This is a genomic window from Pontibacter flavimaris, assembly GCF_001907195.1.
Classification (GTDB): Bacteria; Bacteroidota; Bacteroidia; order Cytophagales; family Hymenobacteraceae; genus Pontibacter; species Pontibacter flavimaris.
In genome coordinates, this window is sequence record NZ_LVWA01000003.1 from 80,265 (window position 1) to 103,061 (window position 22,797).

At 53.5% G+C, this 22,797-nt stretch carries 20 protein-coding genes; 15 read left to right on the top strand and 5 right to left on the bottom strand.

The features are described from left to right. Window positions 1-80: 80 nt before the first annotated feature. Window positions 81-2,486, bottom strand: a complete 2,406-nt coding sequence (locus A3841_RS02595) for an ABC transporter permease (RefSeq protein ID WP_073850766.1) — start codon at window positions 2,484-2,486, stop codon at window positions 81-83. Between the two features lie 303 nt (window positions 2,487-2,789). Between A3841_RS02595 and A3841_RS02600 the strand changes: the two genes are divergently transcribed. The 8 genes from A3841_RS02600 (at window position 2,790) to A3841_RS02635 (ending at window position 10,110) form a co-directional block, all read left to right on the top strand. After that, window positions 2,790-4,175 (top strand): sigma-54-dependent transcriptional regulator, encoded by a 1,386-nt coding sequence (locus tag A3841_RS02600; RefSeq protein WP_073850767.1) that lies wholly within the window; start codon window positions 2,790-2,792, stop codon window positions 4,173-4,175. After that, window positions 4,165-5,520, top strand: a complete 1,356-nt coding sequence (locus A3841_RS02605) for a sensor histidine kinase (protein WP_073850768.1) — start codon at window positions 4,165-4,167, stop codon at window positions 5,518-5,520. Before A3841_RS02600 ends, A3841_RS02605 begins: the two co-directional genes overlap by 11 nt. A 149-nt stretch (window positions 5,521-5,669) precedes the next feature. Further along, a complete protein-coding gene (locus A3841_RS02610) occupies window positions 5,670-6,119 on the top strand; it encodes an OsmC family protein (protein WP_073850769.1) in 450 nt (149 codons plus the stop codon). A 122-nt stretch (window positions 6,120-6,241) separates the two neighbouring features. Next, complete coding sequence (locus A3841_RS02615; RefSeq protein WP_073850770.1) at window positions 6,242-7,555, top strand: type IX secretion system plug protein; 1,314 nt, start codon at window positions 6,242-6,244, stop codon at window positions 7,553-7,555. A 73-nt stretch (window positions 7,556-7,628) separates the two neighbouring features. Continuing rightward, complete coding sequence (locus A3841_RS02620; protein ID WP_073850771.1) at window positions 7,629-8,153, top strand: hypothetical protein; 525 nt, start codon at window positions 7,629-7,631, stop codon at window positions 8,151-8,153. A 98-nt stretch (window positions 8,154-8,251) separates the two neighbouring features. Then, on the top strand, window positions 8,252-9,124 hold the full coding sequence (locus A3841_RS02625; RefSeq protein ID WP_073850772.1) for an alpha/beta hydrolase: 873 nt from the start codon (window positions 8,252-8,254) through the stop codon (window positions 9,122-9,124). Between the two features lie 144 nt (window positions 9,125-9,268). Further along, complete coding sequence (locus A3841_RS02630; protein WP_073850773.1) at window positions 9,269-9,841, top strand: dihydrofolate reductase family protein; 573 nt, start codon at window positions 9,269-9,271, stop codon at window positions 9,839-9,841. A 59-nt stretch (window positions 9,842-9,900) separates the two neighbouring features. After that, window positions 9,901-10,110, top strand: coding sequence for a PhnA domain-containing protein (locus A3841_RS02635; protein WP_073850774.1), 210 nt, complete (start codon window positions 9,901-9,903; stop codon window positions 10,108-10,110). Window positions 10,111-10,181: 71 nt separating this feature from the next. Here A3841_RS02635 and ychF read toward each other — a convergent pair whose 3' ends face one another. Together ychF and A3841_RS02645 are read right to left on the bottom strand one after the other, a co-directional pair. Then, on the bottom strand, window positions 10,182-11,279 hold the full coding sequence (ychF, locus tag A3841_RS02640; protein ID WP_073850775.1) for a redox-regulated ATPase YchF: 1,098 nt from the start codon (window positions 11,277-11,279) through the stop codon (window positions 10,182-10,184). A gap of 164 nt (window positions 11,280-11,443) precedes the next feature. Then, window positions 11,444-11,776 (bottom strand): DUF3276 family protein, encoded by a 333-nt coding sequence (locus tag A3841_RS02645; RefSeq protein ID WP_073850776.1) that lies wholly within the window; start codon window positions 11,774-11,776, stop codon window positions 11,444-11,446. Window positions 11,777-11,911: 135 nt separating this feature from the next. Here A3841_RS02645 and A3841_RS20680 point away from each other — a divergent pair, with 135 nt between their 5' ends. Together A3841_RS20680 and A3841_RS02655 are read left to right on the top strand one after the other, a co-directional pair. Then, window positions 11,912-12,322, top strand: coding sequence for a septal ring lytic transglycosylase RlpA family protein (locus tag A3841_RS20680; protein ID WP_073850777.1), 411 nt, complete (start codon window positions 11,912-11,914; stop codon window positions 12,320-12,322). 2 nt (window positions 12,323-12,324) lie between these two features. After that, window positions 12,325-13,236: a DUF58 domain-containing protein gene (locus A3841_RS02655; RefSeq protein WP_073850778.1), complete on the top strand. Its 912-nt coding sequence runs from the start codon at window positions 12,325-12,327 to the stop codon at window positions 13,234-13,236. A gap of 70 nt (window positions 13,237-13,306) precedes the next feature. On the opposite strand, the gene A3841_RS02660 is transcribed toward A3841_RS02655, so the two are convergent. Together A3841_RS02660 and pgi are read right to left on the bottom strand one after the other, a co-directional pair. Continuing rightward, window positions 13,307-14,899 carry a hypothetical protein gene (locus A3841_RS02660; RefSeq protein WP_073850779.1) on the bottom strand — a complete coding sequence of 531 codons (1,593 nt, stop codon included), beginning with the start codon at window positions 14,897-14,899 and terminating at the stop codon, window positions 13,307-13,309. Between the two features lie 117 nt (window positions 14,900-15,016). Next, window positions 15,017-16,663, bottom strand: coding sequence for a glucose-6-phosphate isomerase (pgi, locus tag A3841_RS02665; RefSeq protein ID WP_073850780.1), 1,647 nt, complete (start codon window positions 16,661-16,663; stop codon window positions 15,017-15,019). A gap of 295 nt (window positions 16,664-16,958) precedes the next feature. On the opposite strand from pgi, the gene A3841_RS02670 reads away from it, so the two are divergent. The 5 genes from A3841_RS02670 (at window position 16,959) to A3841_RS20465 (ending at window position 22,786) form a co-directional block, all read left to right on the top strand. After that, window positions 16,959-17,144, top strand: a complete 186-nt coding sequence (locus tag A3841_RS02670; protein ID WP_073851180.1) for a hypothetical protein — start codon at window positions 16,959-16,961, stop codon at window positions 17,142-17,144. Between the two features lie 62 nt (window positions 17,145-17,206). Next, the gene (locus A3841_RS02675) at window positions 17,207-17,425 is read left to right on the top strand and encodes a cation transporting ATPase C-terminal domain-containing protein (protein ID WP_073850781.1); all 219 of its coding nucleotides are present in this window, start codon (window positions 17,207-17,209) and stop codon (window positions 17,423-17,425) included. A gap of 433 nt (window positions 17,426-17,858) precedes the next feature. Continuing rightward, entirely contained in the window at window positions 17,859-18,638 is a 780-nt protein-coding gene (locus A3841_RS02680) for an HAD family hydrolase (protein ID WP_073850782.1), read from the top strand. A 163-nt stretch (window positions 18,639-18,801) separates the two neighbouring features. After that, a complete protein-coding gene (gene otsB / locus A3841_RS20575) occupies window positions 18,802-20,379 on the top strand; it encodes a trehalose-phosphatase (protein ID WP_073850783.1) in 1,578 nt (525 codons plus the stop codon). A gap of 4 nt (window positions 20,380-20,383) precedes the next feature. Continuing rightward, window positions 20,384-22,786, top strand: a complete 2,403-nt coding sequence (locus A3841_RS20465; RefSeq protein ID WP_073850784.1) for a glycoside hydrolase family 65 protein — start codon at window positions 20,384-20,386, stop codon at window positions 22,784-22,786. The last annotated feature ends 11 nt before the right edge of the window (window positions 22,787-22,797 follow it).

The following is a 22,797-nucleotide window of genomic DNA, read 5'->3' on the forward strand; positions in this document are numbered from 1 at the left end:
TTTATACTTCAAAACCAAAGTATGAAGCAAGAGCCGCTCAAATAGGGCGGCTCTTGCTATTGTAGTAAAGTGCTAAATTTTTACTCGCTTTTAAGAGAAACCACCGGGTTGGCCAGTGCCGCCTGCACAGCCTTAGTGCCCATGGTCAGCAGCGCGATCAGGAGCGTGGCAATCCCGGCCAGCACGAAGGGCCAGTAGCCAATGCTGATGCGGTAGGTAAAGTCCTCTAGCCATAGGCTGATGATGTAATAGGCAATCGGCGCAGCAAGTATAAAGGCGATAAGTACCAGTTTCACGAACTCCTTCGAAAACAGCGAGGCAATGCTAAACACGGAGGCACCCATCACCTTGCGGATGCCTACCTCTTTGGTGCGCTGCGCCGCCATAAAGGCCACCAACCCATAGAGCCCAATGCACCCAATAAGTATGGCAATGAAGGAAAAGATCTTGAACAGCTTGCTCTGGCGCGCCTCCTCCTGGTAAAAGTTGGCGATGGTCTCATCCAGAAACTCATAGCTGAATACATCATCCGGGTAGGCCATGTTCCATACTTTCTCCAGGTGAGCAAGCGCCTCCTGCTTCCGGCTCATGTCAATCCGGGCATTCAGGTACAGGTAGTCCGCTTTGGAGGTAAAAAGTATGATCGGGTCGATGGGGCGGTGCAGGGAGGTTTGGTGAAAGTCTTCCACCACGCCGACTATGGATGCCTTATACTCCCGCCCAATCCGGATGGTCTTGCCGATAGCCTCAGCGGGGCTTTCGATGCCGAGCTTGCGGCGCATCGTCTCGTTTATCATCACGGACGCGGAATCAGTGTTAGCATAGCCCCGGCCGGCCGCCAGCTTCATGTCAAACAGGCTGAGGTAATCCGCATCAGCAAACTTAAGGTTCGCCTCAAACGGGGCGTCCTCGCTGGAGTTGTTATAGGAGAAGTTGGATCCCCAGGTAAAGTTGGAGGAGGGTGGCGCGCCTGCGAAACTCACTTGGCGCACCGCAGAATTGTTGAGCAGTTCATCGCGCAGGGGCTGTATTTTCTCCCCGGCCTGGTTTGGCAGTAGAATGGTGACCACGGCGTCTTTGTTAAACCCCAGCGATTTGGTCCTAAAGAAGTTCATCTGCTCGTTTACCAGGATGGTGCAGATAATGAGCACCTGGCAAATGGTGAACTGCAGCACCACCAGGGCCTGCCGGATGGGCAAGCCGGCCACTTGCTGCGTGTTAATGCGGCTTTTCAGGGCGGCAATCGGCTGGAAGTTCGCCAAGATCATGGCCGGGTAAATACCGGCAAACAGCGTGACCAGCACCACCTCCGCCGCCAGGAAAAACAGGATCACCGGGTCTTCAAACAGGCTGAAGCTTATTTCCAGTTCCAGCAGGCTGTTGAGGTAAGGCAGGGCCAGCTCCGTAAGTATAACCGAGCAGAAGGTAGCCAACAGCGTAATCAGGAACGTCTCGCCGATGAACTGCAGCACCAGCTGGCTCTTGCTGCTGCCCAGCACCTTGCGTACGCCCACCTCCTTGGCGCGCTTCACGGCCTGCGCGGTAGCCAGGTTCACGAAGTTGATGCAGGCCACCAGCACCATGAAAATGCCCACCAGCGCCATCGACCAGATGACCTCTTTGGCGATGGTGCGTTGCCCGAAGTTGCCCAGCAAGGAATTAAAGTGCAGGTCGTTGAGGGGTTGCAGCACAAAGCTTTCTTCCTCTCTTCCCTTCTTCTCCCGGTGGCGCTGCACAAAAGCTGCTATTTCTGCCTGCTTGGCCTCTGCCGATATCCCCTCCGGCAGCACAGCATAAAGCTGAAAGTTGCTGGTCAGCATGTTATAGTTGTCCGTCTCAAACTTCGTATAGTTTTGGAAGGTGGGGTAGGAGATCAGCATGGAGAACGGGAAGTCTGAGTTGGAGGGCGGGTCCGGCATCACGGCGCTTACCTTCAGCGTCACGATGTTGTTAAATCTGATCAACTTGCCCACGGCGTTGCCTTCGGGAAAATACTTGTCGGCTACGCGCTGCGTCAGCACCACGTTGTTCGGTTCTGCCAGCGCCGGGCGCGGGTCAATCGGGCCTGTCTCAAAATCGAACACATCAAAGTACTCCGGCTCCACAAAGGCAATGGGCTTCTCCTCCCGGAAGCGCCGTTGCACCCCCTTGTCCTGGCCTAAAACATTGATCTGAGCTGTCTCCTCGCTGTAAACGATCGTCGTTTTCTCCATACCCAGGTTGTCGTTGCTGCGGAGCAGTTTGGGTATCGGGAATCGGATGCCGGTGTGCTGCTGCTCGCCCTCGGCGGTTTTGTAATAGGTGGTTAGCCGGTAAATGCGGTCGGCCTTGCTGTGAAAGGTGTTGTAGCTCAACTCATACTTTATCACCAGGAAAAGCAGGATGCTGCAGGTAATGCCCAGCGTGAGGCCCGCGATGTTGAGCAGGCTGTAGCTCTTGTTGCGGAGCAGCGCGCGGAAGGCGGTAAGGAAGTACAGTTTAAACATAGTTTTACAAGTATAAAGGTAGCCAGGTATGCTATTGACCCGGCCCAAAGTATGGCAGGCCCCTGTTGCTATAGCCAAGCGCTGTGCCAAAGCTAAAAAACCGCCTGGGTGGAAGTACAGGCAAGTATAGCTTATCAACTATGTCCGGTGCCGGACACTTTCTGTCCAACAGCGGACAGCCAGCAGTATACTTTTCACCTTATTTCCATTAAATTAGATGAATGTAAGGCTGGCACAGTATTTTTATACTTGGGTAAGTATAGCTTTCAGACATTCACCCACTCACGCATTCAGAATTATACTATGGAAGAACAAAACCTGGGCCGCATCCTGGTGATAGATGATAACGAGGACGTGCTGTTCTCCGCCAAAATGCTCCTGAAGCGCCACGCCCGGGAGGTGGTGATGGAGAAGAACCCCAAGAAGATCCCGTTCCTGCTCTCCAACGAGGAGTTCGACCTGATCCTGCTGGACATGAACTTCAGCCAGGACATTACCAGCGGACAAGAGGGGTTTTATTGGCTCAAAGAGATCCTCAAGTATGACCCCTCGGCCGTGGTGGTGATGATAACCGCCTACGGTGATGTGGAGATGGCGGTGCGGGCGCTAAAGGAGGGAGCCACCGACTTTGTGCTGAAACCCTGGCAGAACGAGAAGCTGATCGCCACCTTGTCGTCTGCGGCCAGGCTGCGCCACTCCTATAAGGAAGTGAGCCAGCTGAAAGCAGTCAACCGCGCCCTCAGCTCACAGCTCAGCACCGGAAAAGACATCATCCAGGGCGAGAGTAAGGCCATGCGCCAGCTATTCTCCATCATTGATAAAGTGGCGAAAACGGATGCCGATATATTGTTGCTGGGCGAGAACGGAACCGGCAAGGAAGTCATTGCCCGCACCCTGCACGAGCGTTCCTCCCGCGCCGACAAGATCTTTGTGACGGTGGACATGGGCGCTGTCACCGAATCGCTGTTCGAGAGTGAGTTGTTCGGCCATAAAAAGGGGGCGTTTACCGATGCCAAGGAAGATAGAATAGGCAGGATCGAGGCGGCTAGCGGCGGTACCCTGTTTCTGGATGAGATCGGCAACCTGTCGCCGGCCATGCAGGCCAAACTGCTCACGGTGCTGCAACGGCGCGAGATCATCCGGGTGGGCACGAACAAACCCATACCTGTAGACGTGCGGCTGATCTGCGCCACTAACATGCCGCTGAAGGAGATGGTGCAGCGCGGGGAGTTTCGTCAGGACCTGCTTTACCGCATCAACACCGTGGAGCTGCACCTGCCGCCCCTGCGCGAGCGCCTGGAGGACGTGACGCTTTTTGCCTCGCATTTCCTGCAGGAATACGCCCAGAAGTATAAACAGCCCGTTAAGCGGTTGGGCGAGACGGCGCTGGCCCGCTTGCGCCGCTACAGCTGGCCGGGTAACGTGCGCGAGCTGCAGCATGCGCTGGAGCGGGCCTCCATTATGAGCGACAACCGCGAGCTGCAGGCCGAGGATTTCTTCTTTCTGTCCGAGGAACAGTCTCCTGCCGCGCCGGCCGTTACCGCCCAAACCCTGGACCTGGACGACCTGGAGCGGGAGGCGGTGCAGCGGGCCCTGCAGAAGCACGAGGGCAACATCTCCAAGGCCGCCAAGGAACTGGGCCTTAGCCGTGGCGCGCTGTACCGAAGACTGGAAAAGTATGAGCTATAGGCACTACAAACTGCAGCTCCTGCTGCGCGTGCTGCTGCTGGCGGCGTCTGTCTTTGTCTTTGCCCGGATCGAGTTCAGGCAGGAGTATAGCGGCACGCTGCTGGGGCTGGGGCTTTTTATACTTTTGCAGGTAGGGCTGCTGATGCACTACATGGAGCGTTCCAACCGGCTTATCCTCCGCTTTCTCAACTCTATTAAGTATGACGACTTTACTGAGCAGTTTCATGTGGGCCCTGAGGGGAAAACGCAGCAGGAGCTGGCACAAAGGCTAAATGATGTAATGGCCAAGTTCCGGGAAGTGCGGGCGGAGAAGGAGGCACACCTGCAGTACTTCGAGATGATCGTGCAGCACATTGGCATAGGCATCATTACCTATAAACCCGACGGAAGTATACTTTTGCTTAACAACGCGGCTAAAAAGCTACTGCAGGTGGGGCAGCTGCGGCGGGTGCAGGAACTGGAGCAGGTAAGTCCGAAGCTGGCGCTGGGGCTGCAGCAACTGGAGAGTGGTGATAAAGTACTGGTGCCGGTGCGGCAGGAGGGGGAGCAGGCTCACCTGTCGGTGCACGTTATGGAGCTGTCGCTGCTGGGGGACAGGGTGCGGCTGGCCTCGCTGCAGAACATCCAGCGCGAGCTGGAGGAGAAGGAGATGGAGGCCTGGGGTAAGTTGATCCGGGTGCTGACGCATGAGATCATGAACTCGGTGACGCCCATCTCGTCGCTCTCAGCCAGCGCCTGCGAAGAGATCCATGCCTACACCGATACGGAGGCCGAGGAGATAACCCTGCTGCGCGAGGAACTCCAGGATATTGGCCAGTGCCTGCAGACCATCAGCCGTCGCTCCGAAGGCCTCATCCGCTTTGTGAACGAGTTCCGTAATTTGACCACCATCTCAGTGCCGCAGATCTCCCGTTTTGATGTGGGGGAGCTGTTGCAGGAGATAAGGCTGTTGCTGCGCGAGCAGCTCTTACGGCAGCAGGTGCGGTTGCTGGTCGAGGCCCCGCGCGAGAACATGCTCCTCTCCGCCGACAGAAGTATGGTGGAGCAGGTGCTGATCAACCTGGTGAAAAACGCCACAGAGGCCGCGCACGAGCAGCCGGATGGCCAGATAAAGGTACGCGCCTCCCTGGATGAACGCAGCCGCATCACGATCTCGGTTTCGGATAACGGGCCGGGGATGACGGAAGAAGCCATGGCCAAGATCTTCATCCCGTTTTACAGCACCAAGAAAACCGGCTCGGGCATTGGCCTCAGCCTTTCGCGCCAGATGATGCGCCTGCACAAAGGCACGATCTCCGTGCAGTCTGAGCTGGGGCAGGGTACTACTTTCGTGCTGCGCTTTTAAATTTCTTCAGCCAGCGCACACCTTACTTAGAAGGATCAGGTTATACTTAAGAGATGGCGTAATGCTAGTGTGCGAGTTATACTTTATACTTCCTTAAACCTTTCTGCAGCCCTACCTTATACTATACTATCATCTCTAAAGTATAACCTATGAGCGTAACGGAAAAAGAGGGCTTCGTAACCGTGTACACCGACAGCAGCGCCCCCCTGGTGGCCCACATCAGCGTCGGTATAGATACCATGACCATCGATGAGTCGGGCGTGGCCGCAGGTATAAAGGAGGGCGCGGACCCCTATGATTACATTCTGGCCGCCCTCGGGTCCTGCACCGTTATTACGCTGCACATGTACGCGCAGCGGAAAGGCTGGCCGCTGGAGCGGGCCGAGGTGCGGCTGCGGCACGAGCGCGTTCACGCCGTGGACTGCACCCAATGCGATGAGAAGGAGGCCAAACTCAATCATGTTACGAAGCATCTCCGGCTCACCGGCAACCTTACCGGGGAGCAACGCGATCGCCTGAAGGTAATCTCCACCAAGTGCCCCGTACAGAAAACGTTGGTAGCCGGGTTATCCGTGGAAACGCACCTGATGGAAGCGTAGAGGCTGGTGAAGTATAAATCTGCCATACCGCTGCCTGTTTTGGCCCAGGTTTATACTTTTTAGCTATATTCGTTCTGATAACCACGCGGCTGTGCTGCAGAGTATGGCCTTACCAGACGAAAATGCTGAAAAGATCAACTTATACGTACCTGCTTGCCGGAGCGCTGGCAGTGGGCACCGTGGCCTGCGTGCCGATAGAGCAGCAGGTGCAGAGCAGCAACGCCACGCAATCGCAGCTGCGCTACGAGGATTTTGTGTACGATGAAAGTATACAATCGGTGCAGGCGTATGTGGCCACCGGCTTTGAGGAGGAGGTGCTGGAGCCGCCTGTAGTGCCGATAAATCAAACCAAGCCTATCATACTGGAGTTTGACCGCCTGAACGCTGCGCCTAACCGCCTGCAGGCCAAGCTCATCCATTGCGACGCCAACTGGAAACCCTCCACCCTCAGCGATTCGCAGTTCCTCAACGATTTTAACGAGTTCTTTATCACCGACGCGCAGAACTCGGTGAGCACCCGCGTGAACTATGTGCATTATACCTTCAGGGTGCCGCGCGTGAAGCTGAGCGGCAACTACCTGCTGGTGGTGCAGGAAGAGGGGGGAAAGCTGTTGCTTACGCAGCGTTTCATGGTGTACCAGGAGTTGGTTACGGTGGCGTCCAAACTGGGGGCTTCGCTTGGTCCGCAGGGCCGGGAGACACGCCAGCCGGTGGAATTTAATGTGTTCTATGCGGATTATGAACTGGTGAATCCTGCTGCCGAGGTGAAGGCCGTGATGCGGCAGAACTTCCGCTGGGATAATGCCAAACGCCTTGCCCGCCCTACCTACATACATGATGCGCAGCGGAGGCTGGAGTACGTTTTCTTTGAGCCAAGCCAGCTATTTAAAGGCCTGAGTGAGTTCCGCGCCTTTGATACGCGCAGCCTGGACTATAAAGGCGTTGGCGTGGATGAAATTGACCTGCAGCAGAACCCGGCGCTCGTTTTCCTGCAAACCGACAAAAGCCGCAGCGGTCTAGCCTACAGCCAGGACCCGGACATCAACGGGAAGCGCATTTTCGGCAACCGCCAGTACGGCAACGGCGATGTGAACGGGGATTATACCTGGGTTGACTTTGAGCTGCAGGTATCAGACAAGGTGCCCGGCGAAGTATACCTGCAAGGCGACCTGACCAACTGGCGCCAGACAGAGGAAGCCAAGCTTACCTTCGATGCCGAGCGGCAGGCGTATACCGGCCGCATGCTGCTCAAACAGGGCTACTACAACTACTATTATACTTTAAAATCCGGTACTGCCGCCCCGGACGACAGCTACTTTGAGGGCAGCCACTTCGAGACCGGCAACGACTACGACATCCTGATCTACTACCGCCCGCCCGGCTCCCGCGCCGACCTGCTGATCGGGTATGACCGGTTATACTTTAACAGGAAGTAGTTGATGCTCTAGTGCAGATAAGCGTATGTTTTCGTTTAGCCAGTAGTTGGCACCAATTATGAATAATAGCAGCATGATTAAGAAAGTACATCTTGGCTTATTAGCAATCATTCTTCTCAATCTGTTACTTTATAGTGTGTTCGACCTTGGCATTAATAATGCAATAATGTTCCTTGTCAGGGTGCTTATGTATGCATCAGGAGTACTATTGTTCTTCATCACAATCAAAAATAGAAGCGCTATAACTTTCTATTCGTCTTTGTATATACTTTCGCCACTTGTTGTGTTTTTCTCATGGTTAGCTGACGGTATCTTAGGTGCTTTAGTAGGCTCTATGTTCTTCGCTTTCTTGGCTCCACCTAACAACGTCGTGCAGAATGATAAATACCAACTCAGAAGCCAGTTCACAGGATTTTTGGGTGGTTGTTGCTCGTACAGCCTGTATGAAACTAAACTTTCTCTATTTGAAAAGAAGATAGGCGAGTTTAGGGCGGAGCGCACTTCAAACGAAATAGCGGATTTAGAAATTTACGGCGGACGAGCAGTAGTGTACTATAAAGAAGAACCAACTGACTCTACCTTGATTCAGATAAAATAAAAGATGACCTCTGCCAACAAGACCTATAGTGCATAAACGCACCATAGCCAAACATATTTGGTGTTGATTGTAATAAACGATCCACGAGTATTTAACAGATGATCAGAATCTTTTTACTTCTAATTCTAATCTTTTCAACGACGCTAACCTTTGGTCAGGTAAGCAGGCAGGAAAAGAAAGATGGTAGCAAGCCTTTTATACTTGGACTGATTGATGAAATCCACTCAAAGGAACTCGCCGAAAAAAGAATTTTAAATATTTACCTTCCAGAAGGATACAGCCAGAAGGATACGGTACGATATCCTGTTATTTATTTGCTGGATGGTTCGGCAGACGAGGATTTTATTCATGTAGTTGGCCTCGTGCAATTCAACAGTTTTGAATGGATAAACCAGGTTCCCAAGTCTATTGTTGTGGGCATCGCTACTGTCGACAGGAGAAGAGACTTCACATTCCCGACTAGCATAGAAGAAGATCGAAAGAGATATCCCACTACAGGTCATTCCGATAAATTTATCGCGTTTTTAGAAACTGAACTGCAGCCATATATAGAGAAGAAGTATAAAACGAACGGTTCTAAAACGATTATCGGGCAATCATTGGGCGGACTTTTAATAACAGAGATCTTATTTAAGAAACCAACTTTATTCAATAAGTACGTGATCATCAGCCCGAGCCTGTGGTGGGACAATGGTTCTTTGCTTGATCAAAAGTTCAAGATTCCGGAAGGCGGCTTTACCCAACAGACCGATGTTTATATTGGTGTCGGTAAGGAAGGGCTTACACCAACTGCTATTCCCAGGGTAATGGAAGTAGATGCAAATTTACTGGCAGAGAAACTAAAAGAGACAAAGAGCAAAAGCATAAACGTGTACTTTGACTATCTGCCTCAGGAAGACCATGCCACCATCATGCATCAAGCTGTTTCTAATTCGTTTAAGTTACTATACCCGAAGGGGCACAAAGAATAAAATGTAAGAGCGGCCAGTAGATCAGTACAACAAACCGCTAATACGGCACAGGCCTGCCTCGTCCATATCCTGTGCCAGCACCGTTGAAATGGCTATTCCGGTACAGAAGAATTCATTACTACATCAATTGAGCACTTAAGTTACATGAGAAAGATAGTTTTAGATTTAGCCATAACCCTCGACGGCTTTATAGAAGGTCCAAACGGAGAAGTTGACTGGTGCATTATGGACGATGATATGGACTTTGAGGGCTTTCTGGCAAGTATAGACACCATTTTCTACGGCAGGGTCAGCTATGATATGTGGGGGAACTATAAGCCCGGCGCAGATGCAAGCGAAACAGAGCAAGCTCTTTGGGAAGGGGTGCATTCTAAAAAGAAAGTCGTTTTCTCCAGCCAGTGGCGGCAGGACAGTGTTGTCTACTATAACGCTACTTTTATTACCTCTGATATAGCTGCTAAGGTTGCTGAAATCAAACAACAGGCCGAAAAGGATATCTGGTTGTATGGGGGAGCAAAGCTCATTACAACATTCAACCAGCTTGGGCTAATTGACGTTTACCGCATTTCCGTTCACCCCACTATTCTGGGAGCAGGCAAGCCCCTGTTTCAGAACCTGACGCAGCGGACAAACCTCGGATTACAGGAAGTAAACAAATTCAGGTCCGGAGTGGTGCAACTTATCTATGAGCAAAAAATACAAGTGCCGAATAGGTAAAACAGGATTTAAAGCCCTGGCTGATATACTTTATACTCATCAGTTCTCTTAAAAGGGAGATGGAAGTTAACGACAGCAACGGTAATACACTCCACGATGGCGACTCTGTGCAATTGGTCCAAGACCTGAAAGTAAAAGGCAGGTCGGCCATACTTAGGAGCGGTAGTATAATTAACAACATCCGACTGACTGACAGCGTTATGGAGGTAGAAGGTCGTATTGGGAACAGGCGTGTGCGTTTGAAGACGGTCTACCTCCGGAAAGTATAACCGAGGTTTAATCAAAAGAAAAAGGCAGGTATAACACCTGCCTTTTCTGTATTTATACTTTATACTTTGCCTTACACGTTGAAGCGGAAGTGCATGATGTCGCCGTCCTGCACTACGTATTCTTTGCCTTCCACGGCCATTTTACCGGCCTCTTTGATTTTTGCCTCAGACTTATACTCCTGGTAATCCTTCAGTTTGATCACCTCGGCGCGGATGAAGCCTTTCTCAAAGTCAGAGTGGATCACGCCGGCCGCCTGCGGCGCTTTCCAGCCTTTCTCAATCGTCCAGGCGCGTACTTCCTTCACGCCGGCGGTAAAGTAGGTGATCAGGTTCAGTAGATCATAAGAGGCGCGGATCAGCTTGTTCAACCCGGATTCCTTCAGGCCATACTCAGAAAGAAACATCTCCTTTTCCTCCTCGTCCGTCAGCTCGGCTATCTGGGCCTCGATGGAGGCGGAGATCAGTACCACCTGCGCGTTCTCATCCTTCACGTGCTCGGCCAGTGCTTTGGAATACTGGTTGCCTTCAATCATGGAGTTCTCATCCACGTTGGCAGCGTAGATCACAGGCTTGGCCGTGAGCAGCTTCAGGTCTTCCACAGCCTCCAGGTCGTCCTCGTTCACATCCAGGCTGCGGGCGTTCAGGCCGGCCTCCAGGTGGTTTTTATACTTCTCGAGGCTCGCCAGTTCTTTCTTTGCCTTGGCATCGCCAGACTTGGCAGAGCGCACCACCTTCAGGATCTTCTTATCAACCGACTCCAGGTCTTTCAACTGCAGCTCCGTGTCGATGATATCCTTGTCGGCAATCGGGTTTACCTTGCCGTCCACGTGCACGATGTTCTCGTCTTCAAAGCAGCGCACCACGTGTATGATGGCGTCTACCTCACGGATGTTGGCCAGGAATTTATTGCCCAGACCTTCGCCTTTGCTGGCTCCTTTTACCAGGCCGGCAATGTCCACAAACTCGATTACCGTTGGCAGCACGCGCTCCGGGTTTACCAGTTCCTCCAGTACCTGCAGGCGCTCGTCGGGCACCGTGATCACGCCCACGTTTGGCTCGATGGTACAGAAAGGATAGTTGGCAGACTCTGCCTTGGCGTTAGAAATAGCGTTGAACAGGGTAGACTTGCCAACATTTGGCAGGCCCACAATACCGCATCGTAGTCCCATTTATACTTTTAGTCTTTATTTTCAGGCCGCAAATATACAATAATTTAGCCAGCTTTGCTTGTCTTGCGCGCCTAAATGAGGGCTGCGGCGCGGCAGGGGAGAAAAGAAAAAGCCCGCGGCAGTGCAGCGGGCTTCAGGTATACTTTATAAGTGGCGGGAGAGGGTTATTCCCACTTCAGTTCTTCATCAAAAGGAGCCTCTTCGCCTTCTTTCACCGGGTTTTCCAGTGCGGCCAGGGCCTCTTCGGTCAAAAGTTCGGATTTAACGTGGTCTATCGTTTCCTGCAGCGCGTCCATGAATTTCAGAAAATCTTCTTTGTAGAGGAAGATCTTGTGTTTCTCGTAAGAGAAGCTGTCTTCTTTGAACTTGCGCTTGCTCTCCGTGATGGTCACGTAGAAGTCGTTAGATCGAGTTGACTTCACATCAAAGAAATACGTTCGCTTCCCGGCCCTTACTCTCTGGGAATAAATTTCTGCTTTTTCGTTGTTCTCTTCCACCGTTAATTAGACGTTAAATTCAACCTTGAGAACCTAAAAGTAATATATAGTTCTGATATATAAAAGTATTCAAATTTAAAATTTGCCTAAAATATTTTAATCCTATATTTGTAGCCGGACCAACTATAAAATACTATGAATCTCTATTCAGTAGTATTGATCTTCCTTCTTTCGTTCTCTTCGGGGTTAGCCGAGTACGCGGCAGACGGAAAAGCATCCTACTATGCCGACCGTTTCCATGGCCAGCGCACCGCCAACGGCGAGCGTTACGACAAGGCCCTGATGACTGCCGCCCACGCCACGCTTCCGTTTGACACACGCGTGGAGGTGACCAACCTGAAGAACGGCAAAACCGTAGTAGTGCGCATCAATGACCGCATGGCCGCCAGCCGCCACCGCGTCATAGACCTCTCCAGGGCCGCCGCCACTGCGTTGGATATGGTACGCGATGGAACAGTTGCCGTAAGTATAAAAGAGGTTACACCGGAGGCACAACAAGAATCCCCTTTCGCCGTTTCAGAGGCAGAGGTCCAGCCAAAGCAGTAACCATGAAAAAGCCCCTTTCCCTTGCCGATGTACAGAAGTTCGAGAACATGGAGTTTCTGGCAAAGCAACTGGTGGAGGGCTTCATCACCGGGCTGCACCAGTCGCCCTACCACGGGTTCTCGGTGGAGTTCTCCGAGCACCGCCTCTACAACAACGGCGAGAGCACCCGCCACATCGACTGGAAAGTATACGCCCGTACCGACAAGCTGTTTATAAAGCGCTACGAGGAGGAAACCAACCTGCGCTGCCATATCCTACTGGACGTATCACCCTCCATGTACTACCCGCTGGAGGATAACGGGAAAATTACCTTCTCCGCCCTCTGCGCCGCCGCCCTCGCCACCCTTTTGCGCAAGCAGCGTGATGCCGTGGGCCTGGTAACGTTTTCGGATAAGATCGAGCAGCAGACGCCGGTGCGCTCCACCGCCTCCCATCTCCATACTTTGCTTTTAATCCTGCAGCAGCAACTGGAGCAGAAGCCCACAGCAAATGATACCAACGTGGCCGAGGTGGTGCACCTTATCGCGCAGCAGATCCCGAAACGCTCGCTGGTGGTTATTTTCAGCGATATGCTGAGCCGCGTGGAGGACATGGACGCTATTTTCGCCGCGCTACAGCACCTGAAGCACCAGCACCATGAGGTGCTTCTTTTCCATGTGATGGACCGCAAAACAGAGGAAGAGTTTGATTTTGCCGAGCGCCCCTACGTGTTTGTGGATGTGGAGACAGGGCAGGAGCTGAAGCTGCAGCCCTCGCAGGTGCGCGAGCACTACCGCGCCGCCGTAGAAAAGTATAAAAGGGAACTCAGCCTCAAGTGCGGCCAGTATAAAATCGATTTTGTACCCGTGGATATCAGCGAGCCCTTCGATAAGGTGCTGTACTCTTACCTGGTGAAGCGGGCAAAAGGGCGTTAGACATTTAACAATTATCAATTAACAACGTTGGCAGGGACTGATAATTGATAAATGTTAACTGATAAATGTATCAGTTTCCTTCCCGGTCATAGGCGTGTACCCGCACATCGTTGGTGGTCAAGTCCTTTGTTTCCGGGCCGAAGGTTAGCTCGTTGCCGCGCTCCGTGTCGTAAACACGCGTATACTTTTTCCAACCTTTTACAGAGGAACTATCTGTTATTTCGTCTTCGCCAAGCCCGCCGTAAATCTTTACAAGTATACTTTCCTGCACATCTCCTGTAAGTATAAACGCATCGTCACCGGCCAGGCCGTGAAGTATGATTTCCTCTGTTTCGCCTCTCCGGAAGGTTCGTTTATACAGCTGCTTTCCGGGAATACCACCAGCAGCAGGACGGGATACGCTGACCTCTACCTGCTCATTATCCATTCTTGTTACCCTGAATTCCTCTGCATCGTCAGAGCCGGCAATGGTAACTTTTTTGGCCAGCAGTTCATACATCTTTTTGGCTGCCTCCGGAAGCAGGTTGCGGCGGCTTTTCAGGTTCTGGCTTATTTCGGAGCCCACTAAAGTATAAACAGGTGGGGGCAGTTTCTGCACAGCCTCGTTAATCACTGCATCAGTCAGTTGCTGCTGCATGTCTGTGGCGATACGTTGCCAGTCCTTCAGGGGCAGCTCGTTGAGCAGGCGCTGATCTATAAAGGCAGCGTTTATCATATAGGCCTTCACGTCGCTGAAGTCATCGTCATAAGTATGGAGCTTGCGCGCCAGTAGCTTACTTGTGGCGATGGAAGGAATCAGGCCGTCGCCCATTTCCAGAAATACCTGGTCGCGGTCTTTGGGGATAGGGTAAAAAACGGTGTCGGTGCCCTGTGTTGCCACGGCCCAGTCCCACTGCCCTTTATGGCGGTCCCAGTCTCCAATAACCAGGTCGAGCAGGCGTGCGCGGGCAAATGCCTGCTGGTTGAAGTGGTACCTGTTACTTAGAAACCGCTTCCGCAGCGCATCTTCCGAGTCCTCAAAGTCAATCACGTTGGCAGCAAAGGCAGGGGTGATATCGGCAGGCGTTTCATACTTTTCCTCCAACATAAACACTTTTCCCTGCACCTGCTGGCTGTATTCACCAAACAGGGAATCATCTGCAGCCACGTAGTATAAGTGTGGGTTGGCATAATACACACCCACGGCTTGGGCCAGTCGCGGCACTACCAGACTCCCAAAGGGGTTGGCGGCAGAGGTCTGGTCTCGCAGAATATCAGTGACAAAAGTACTTTGCCAGAATTTGCTTACCACCTCCTTGGGGTCTTTATCGATAGAGCGGAAAGCATAGAGCCGGCCTTGCCTGTCTTGTAATTCGAAACTGGTGGTCTGGTAGCCGCCGCCTTTTTTCACGACCTGCATGCCGCCGTTCGCGGTGTCTAACCTGAAAACGGGTAGTTTCACCGGCGTTGTCCAAAGCTGGCGGTGATGGTCTCCCCAGAAAAACCGGTGAAAGCCGCTGCGGTCGTAGTGGCGCCCAAGTATAACCCAGGCACTGTCCGGACCGGCAGCGGCTTCCCCGTTTAATTCTTCTTCCGTAGCCAGGGCGTCATGCTGGAAAAAATCCTCGTTTGCGCAGCTGCTTAGCAGCAAACCGCAAAACAGCACCATCGCCACTCGCTTCATGTAGTTTAGTTAAGAGTGATGAGTTAAAAGTTAATAGTTATGAGTTTAAGTTGTTAGTGATACGAATGGTGAATGAGCCACTTTTAACTCATAACTCTCAACTTTTAACTAAATAAGCTATTTATTTTCGGTGTAGTACTGCATCAACCCGCTGGTAGAGCTGTCGTGAGGGGAGGATTTGCCCTGCAGCAGTTCGCCCTCGATGGCGCCGGCCAGTTGCTTGCCCAGCTCCACGCCCCACTGGTCGAAGCTGTAAATATTCCAGATCACGCCCTGCACGAAGGTTTTGTGTTCATACATGGCCACCAGACTGCCCAGTTCAAAGGGCGTCAGCTTCTTCATCATGATGGAAGTGGTGGGCTTGTTGCCCTCGAACAGCTTGTGCGGCAGCAACTGCTCCAATTCGTCGCCCTTCATGCCTTTCTGCGTCAGTTCCTCGCGTACCTCCTCGGCGTTCTTGCCCTTCATCAGTGCCTCGGTCTGGGCAAAGAAGTTAGACAGCAGCAGTGGATGGTGGTTTCCAATTGGGTTCTGGCTCTCTGCCGGGGCAATAAAATCGCAGGGAATGAGGATAGTGCCCTGGTGGATGAGCTGGAAGAAGGAGTGCTGGCTATTGGTGCCTGCCGCGCCCCACACCACCGGCTGGGTCTGGTAGTCCACGCGTTTGCCGTTGCGGTCGGTGTTTTTGCCGTTGCTCTCCATCATTAGCTGCTGCAGGTACTCGGGCAGCAGGCGCAGGTACTGGTCGTAAGGAAGTATGGCGTGGGTCTGGCAGCCGAAGAAGTTGGTGTACCAGATGCTCAGCAGCGCCATCAGCACCGGAATATTTTTCTCTAAAGGCTCCTGGCGAAAGTGCTTGTCCATCGACTCCGCGCCGCGCAGCAGTTCTTCAAATTTATCATAGCCCAACGCGCAGGCCACAGACAAACCAATAGCCGACCAGAGTGAGAAGCGGCCGCCCACCCAATCCCAGAAGCGGAAAGCGTTTTCCTGGGCGATACCGAATTTCGTTACCGCCTCAATATTGGTAGAAAGAGCCACGAAGTGCTTCTTGATGTGCTCACGGTCCACAGCCTTGTGCAGGAACCAGCCGCGTGCCGTTTCCGCATTGGTGATGGTCTCTTTGGTGGTAAAAGTCTTAGAGGCGATGATGAACAATGTGGTTTCGGGGTCCAGGCGGCGCAGTACTTCGGTGGCGTCGGTGCCGTCCACGTTGGAGATAAAGTATACTTCCAGGTCCGGCTGCTGGTACTTCTTCAGCGCCTCCACCACCATCTTCGGACCCAGGTCGGAGCCACCGATGCCGATGTTCACAATACTTTGGATGCGCTTGCCGGTGTAGCCGGTCCACTCGCCGCTGTGCAGTTTGTTACAGAACGTACGCATCTGCTCCTGCACCTGGCGCACTTCCTGCAGGGCGTTCTCGCCCTCTACTTCCAGGCTTTCGTCGGAGAAATTACGAAGGGCAGTGTGCAGTACAGCGCGGTTTTCGGTGGCGTTTATTTTCTCGCCGGTAAACATACTTTCGATGGCACCCGGCACGTCCATTTCCCGGGCCAGCTGCACGAGCAACCGAAGCGTTTCCTCGCTGATGCGGTTTTTGGAGAGGTCGTAAATGGTCTCGTTCAGATGGAAGGTGAACTTGTTGAAACGAGCAGGGTCCTGTGCAAAAAGGTCGCGCAGGTGCTGTGGCTGCACCGTTTTAAAATGCTCCTGCAGGTTTTTCCAGGCTTCGGTTTTGGTAGGCGAGTAGTTTTTCAGCATCGTATGTTTTTCAGAGTTATTTCGGCTCCCGGGCTCCCTTACTTCGATTTGGTATACCAGGTTTCGGCCAGTTCGGTTTTCACGTATAAAGTCTGGCAAGTCAAAGGCTGCCGTTCCAAAGTTAGAAAATAAATGCAATGTGCCTACGTGCTGGCTGTGCGCTCTAATATCAAATCGCTGCCCGCTGCGTAGGTAAGGGGGTCCTGTAAGGTGATGCAGGAATCAGACGATGGCGCGATTACTGTACGGTGGCCACGACAGGTAGACATCACTTTATACTTTAAAAGCTATGAACATGGAAGAGAGAAAAGAAGATATGCCCCATAAGCCCGGAAAGAAAAAAGGAATACTGCACGAAGACGGGGGAAAGCGCACCCCTCCGGAGCCGACAGGCTACGTAACCGGCGGCGATACGCCCGCCACGCGGCCGGAGCAGGGGCCGGATGTGCCGCCACAGGAGCGCACCCAGGGCATCCCGTAGTCCAGGCCACGAATCCAACCGTCCACAGCAAGCGGCATAATGGCGAGTGACAGGAAACTTGCTTGCCGCAGCGTCAGCCCGAAGGAATCGTGGTGCCTTGCATCCTGCGCATGAGCATTGTGGTGTTGGGGCTAACGCCGGCCGTTTTCTCCTTTTTCCTGCCGCAGGGCGAGGGCACAGCACGCACCGCTGCGTTCCTTGTTATCTCCAGGACACAGGTATTCAACATGTTCAACATGCGCGCGCTGGAGTATTCTGTCTTCGAGATCGGGATAGTTTAGCAACAGGTGCGTGAACATTGCCTTTTCCGGATTTGGTTACCATTTTCCTGCTGTCCAGCCTTATAATTTGGGCGGCTGAGCCCTATAAATGGATTATCCGCCAAAAATATGCTGCACTGCGCCCGGCAACGTATAAAATATGGTATGTAGACTTCCTCAGGTGCTGGAACAGTGTTGCAACCACAAGAAAAAGACGGTGAACTAATGCAATTTAATAGCCGTAGATGCTGTAACTATGAGGGCAGGTTCCTATATTTGATGACCAAAAAAAGTACTGGCAGCGGCACATTGTCCGTAGTTTTTGCATGCGGCTGTGCCTGTTCCCGCTGTAGACTATATTAGGGTCCGGGATCATCGCCTTAGCCTTTACGGCGCCGCAGATCCCTAACTGCCTGAGAACTAGAAGTGAAAACCTATCAAGCGATTTATACTTATGAGTGATCTGAGTAACCTTATACGAGAGAGAAACATCAAAGCCCTCATTCTGGACATGGATGGCGTGATTACGAACACGGCCGGGTTGCATGCCGAAGCATGGAAAAAACTCTGCGACTCGTTCCTGCGCCAGCGCAGCGAGCAGGACGGAAAGCCTTACCAGCCATTCGACCTGAAGGAGGATTACCAGGCCTATGTGCACGACGTGCCCCGCTTTGACGCGATGCGCAACTTCATGGCCTCGCGCGGCATCACACTGCCCGAAGGCACGCCCAGCGATAGCGTAGGTAATAACACCCTCATCGGCCTGGGGGAGCGCAAGGACTACTACTTCCATGAGTTGCTGAAGCAGAATGGGGTGGTGGTGTTTGATGACGCCGTAAAGTACGTGAAAGAGCAGCAGCAGGATGGCATGAAAACAGCCATTGTTTCAGGGAGCCGCAGCTGCCTGACCATACTTCGCCGCGCCGGACTGGAGAAGCTTTTTGAAGTGCGCGTAGACAAGGTAGTGGCCAACGAACTGAAGCTGAAGAGCAAGCCCTCCCCGGACATTTACCTGGAGGCCGCCCGCAGGCTTGGTGTTAACCCGGAAGAGACAGCCGTTTTTGAAGATACCGCCGCAGGTGTAGAAGGCGCCAAAGCCGGAGGATTTGGGCTGGTAGTGGGCGTAGATCGAAGCTTTGTGCAGGAAAGGCTCGAAGCCAAGGGCGCCGATACCGTTATCAAAGGCTTTGCCGCTGAGCTGAAGGCGAAGGCTGCCCCGTCACTGGACGTATAAAGTATACCATACTTCTAACAATCACCGCAAGAGCGCCTCTTTCAAAAGAAGAGGCGCTCTTGCTTTTCGGCCCTGGCGGCACGTATATAAAGTATGGCCATAACTTAAAGCGCTAAACTATAGTATGATTTTCCTGAAAGGGTAACCCTGTAAACGTAAACGCATGCCGCCGCATAACCTGTTCTTTTTACTGGAAAGCAAACAGATCAAGGCCCTCATCTTTGACCTCGATGGGGTGATTACCCAGACGGCACGGGTGCACGCCCACGCCTGGAAGCGCATGTTCGATGACTACTTGCGGCAGCGCGGGCAGCGGGAGGGGAAAGTATACGAGCCGCTAAGTATAGCCACCGACTACCGCCGCTACATCGATGGCATTCCGCGCTACGACGGGGTGCGTAATTTCCTTCTATCCCGAAGTATAAGCCTGCCCGAAGGAACCCCGACCGATGCGCCCGGCAAAGAAACCGTGGCAGGGCTCGGCAACCTGAAGAATTCATACTTCCACGAGTTACTGCAGCAAGGTGGGGTAGAAGTATATTCTGACACGGTAGCTTTTATTAAGGTGATGCGGCAACGGGGATATCGCACAGCGGTCATCTCGGCCAGCAAAAACTGCCAGGCCATACTTGCGGCGGCCGGTTTAGAGGCGCTATTTGAGGTACGGGTGGACGGCGTGCTGGCGGCGGAACTGAGGCTGAAGGGCAAGCCGGACCCGGCCATTTTCCTGGAGGCAGCCCGGCGGCTGGAAGTAGAACCGGCGGAGGCAGCTGTTTTCGAGGATGCTCTGGCCGGTGTGGAGGCAGGCAAGGCAGGCGGCTTTGCCTTGGTGGTGGGCGTGGACCGGACAGGCCAGGCAGAAGAGTTAAGTGAACATGGCGCCGATGTGGTGCTGCAAACAATACCAAATCCTACTATGAAGAACCCTAATCCCAACCAGGTACAGAAACAGGACGGCAAAAATCTCCCGTCAGCCCTTCACAATATAAAGGAGCTGCTGCAGGGCAAAACACCCGCTGTATTTCTGGATTACGACGGCTGCCTCACCCACATCGTGAAAGACCCGGACAAGGCCATACTTTCGGAAGGCATGCGCAGCACCCTGCAGCAACTGGCGGAGGTATGTCCGGTGGCGGTGGTGAGCGGCCGCGACCGGGCGAACGTTGAAAAACTGGTGCAGCTGAAAAACTTATACTATGCGGGCTCCCATGGTTTTGATATCTCCGGACCAAATAACATGCACACCGAGCCGGGCGGGGCTGCCGCCGCCATTCCTGCCTTAGACAAGGCGCAGGCGGAACTCAACGAACGCCTGAAAGAGGTGGAAGGGGCGCTGGTGGAGCGGAAGCGCTATGCCATTGCCGTGCATTACCGTAACGTGGCGGAGGATCAGGTGAGCCAGGTGCTGGAGGTGGCAAACGATGTCCTCTCAAAGTATAAAGAACTCAAGCCCGGTCCGGGGAAGAAAGTCCTCGAGCTCAAGCCCAACCTAGACTGGCACAAGGGCAAAGCAGTGTATTGGCTGCTGGAGGAACTCCACCTGAACAAGCCCGGCATCATCCCGCTCTACATTGGCGATGACCTGACGGACGAAGATGCCTTTGCCGCGCTGCAGGGCCAGGGCGTGAGCATTCTGGTAGGGGAACACGACGAACAAACTGCCGCCGGGTACAGGCTGGAGAGCGTCGAAGAAGTACAGGTCTTTCTGGAAGCGCTCACGCATCAACTAAAAAAAGAATAAGCTTATGCAGGAGTGGGACATGACCTACGACAGCTGGGAGCCCGAACAGCAGTTGCTGCGCGAGGCGCTCTGCACCCTCGGGAACGGTTACTTCGCCACGCGCGGGGCCTTTGAGGAGGCATCTGCTGAGCGGGGAATCCATTACCCGGGCACTTACCTGGCTGGTGGTTATAACCGCTTAACCTCCGAGATTGCCGGGAAGAACATAGAGAATGAGGATCTGGTGAACTGGCCCAATTGGCTGCCGCTCACCTTTCGGCACCCCGGAGGAGAATGGTTCGATATCCGGAAGGTGGAGTTGATTGCTTTCCGGCAGGAGCTGGACATGCGGCAAGGCCTCCTGCAGCGCCGCCTGCACTTCCGCGACAAGCAGGATCGGGAAACGTTGCTGGTAAGCAGACGCTTTGTAAGTATGGCCAACAAGCATGTGACGGCGCTGCAATGGGAGCTTACCCCGCTAAACTGGTCTGGTGCGGTGGAGGTGGCGGCCGCCCTGGACGGACGGGTGACGAACAGTGGCGTGGAGCGCTACAGTGCCCTGCAGAGCCAGCATTTAGCGCCTGTTCAACAGGGACGTCACAATGGGGAAACAATATTTCTGGAAGTACAGACCGTGCAATCCCGGCTGGTGATGGCGCAGGCGGCCCGGTTGAGGGCTTACAGGGACTCCAAGCCAGTTGACCTGCAGCTTGAGGTGCGACTGGAAGAAGGCTACGCGGCGCAGCAGTTTACTTTGCAGCTCGAGCAGAACAAACCCGTGGTGATGGAGAAGATAGTGCAGGTGCATACCTCCCGCGACCAGGCCATCACGGAGCCCCTGCAGGAAGCGTGCAAGAACATTGAGCGGCAGGGCACTTTCGGGCATTTGCTGGAAAGGCATGCATTGGCCTGGCAACGGCTCTGGAACCGTTGTGACTTCGAAACCTCCTGCAACGAGAAAACGCAGGGCATACTTCGCCTGCATATCTTCCACCTCTTGCAAACCGTCTCGGCCAATACCGTGGGGTTTGATGTGGGCGTGCCCGCCCGCGGGCTGCACGGAGAGGCCTACAGGGGCCATATTTTTTGGGATGAGCTGTTCATCTTCCCTTTCCTGAACCTGCGCCTGCCCGAATTAACCCGAGAGTTGCTGCTCTACCGCTTCCGCCGCCTGCCCGAAGCCCGCTATGCCGCCACGCAAGCCGGTTACCGGGGCGCCATGTTCCCCTGGCAGAGCGGCAGCAACGGCCGGGAGGAAAGCCAGGTAATCCACCTAAACCCCCAGTCGGGCCGTTGGCTGCCGGACAATACTTTCCTGCAGCGGCACATCAGCGCAGCCGTCGCATACAATGTATGGCAGTATTATCAGGCCACCGATGACATGGGGTTCATGACCTTCGTGGGTGGCGAGCTGATCTTCGATATTGCGCAGTTCTGGTCCTCCATCGCCACGTTCAATCCGGAGCGCGGGCGCTACGAGATCCGGAACGTGGTAGGCCCCGACGAGTACCACACGGAATACCCTGACTCCGATGAGCCGGGCCTCAACAACAATGCCTATACTAACGTGATGGCGGTGTGGGTGATACAGGTAGCGTTGAAGCTCTTCGACATCCTGGACGATGCGCGGGTAAAGGAGCTGTGCCAGAAACTAAGTATAACGGCAGAGGATCAGGCACGCTGGCGCGACATCGCCGCCAAAATGTATATTCCCTTTATCGACGATAGCGGCATCATCGCGCAGTTTGAGGGTTATGAGCGCCTGGCGGAGTTTCCCTGGGAGGCGTACCGTGAAAAGTATGGAGAAGCCATGCGCCTGGACCGCATCCTGGAGAGCGAGGGAGACAACGTGAACAAGTATAAAGCCAGCAAGCAGGCGGACGTGCTCATGCTCTTTTACCTGTTTTCCTCAAAGGAGCTCTTAGATATTTTTGAACGGCTGCAGTATGACTTTAGTCCCGCATGCATACTTGAAAATATCGCCTATTACGAACAACGCACCTCGCATGGTTCCACCTTAAGTAAGATTGTGCATGCCTGGGTGCTGGCCCGCTCCGACCGCAGGAAGGCCTGGCACAGTTTCCAGGTAGCCCTGGTAAGCGATGTGGAGGACATTCAGGGGGGCACCACGGCGGAGGGGATTCACCTGGGGGCCATGGCCGGCACCGTGGACCTGGTGCAGCGTGGTTTCATGGGGCTGGAGATCCGGGACGAGGTGCTTTGGCTGGACCCGGTGCTGCCGGAGGAGCTTGGCTGCCTGAACTTTCACGTCCGGTACCGCAGCCATTGGATCTCCATCCGCCTTACCCAGCATACCATGCGCGTTTCTTTCGACAGGAGCTGGTCCAAGGAGGTGCGGATAGGCGTGCAGGGCCAGGTGTATACGTTCAAAACGGGCGAGCAGCGCGAGTTCACCCTAATGAACTAAGCGGTTCATAC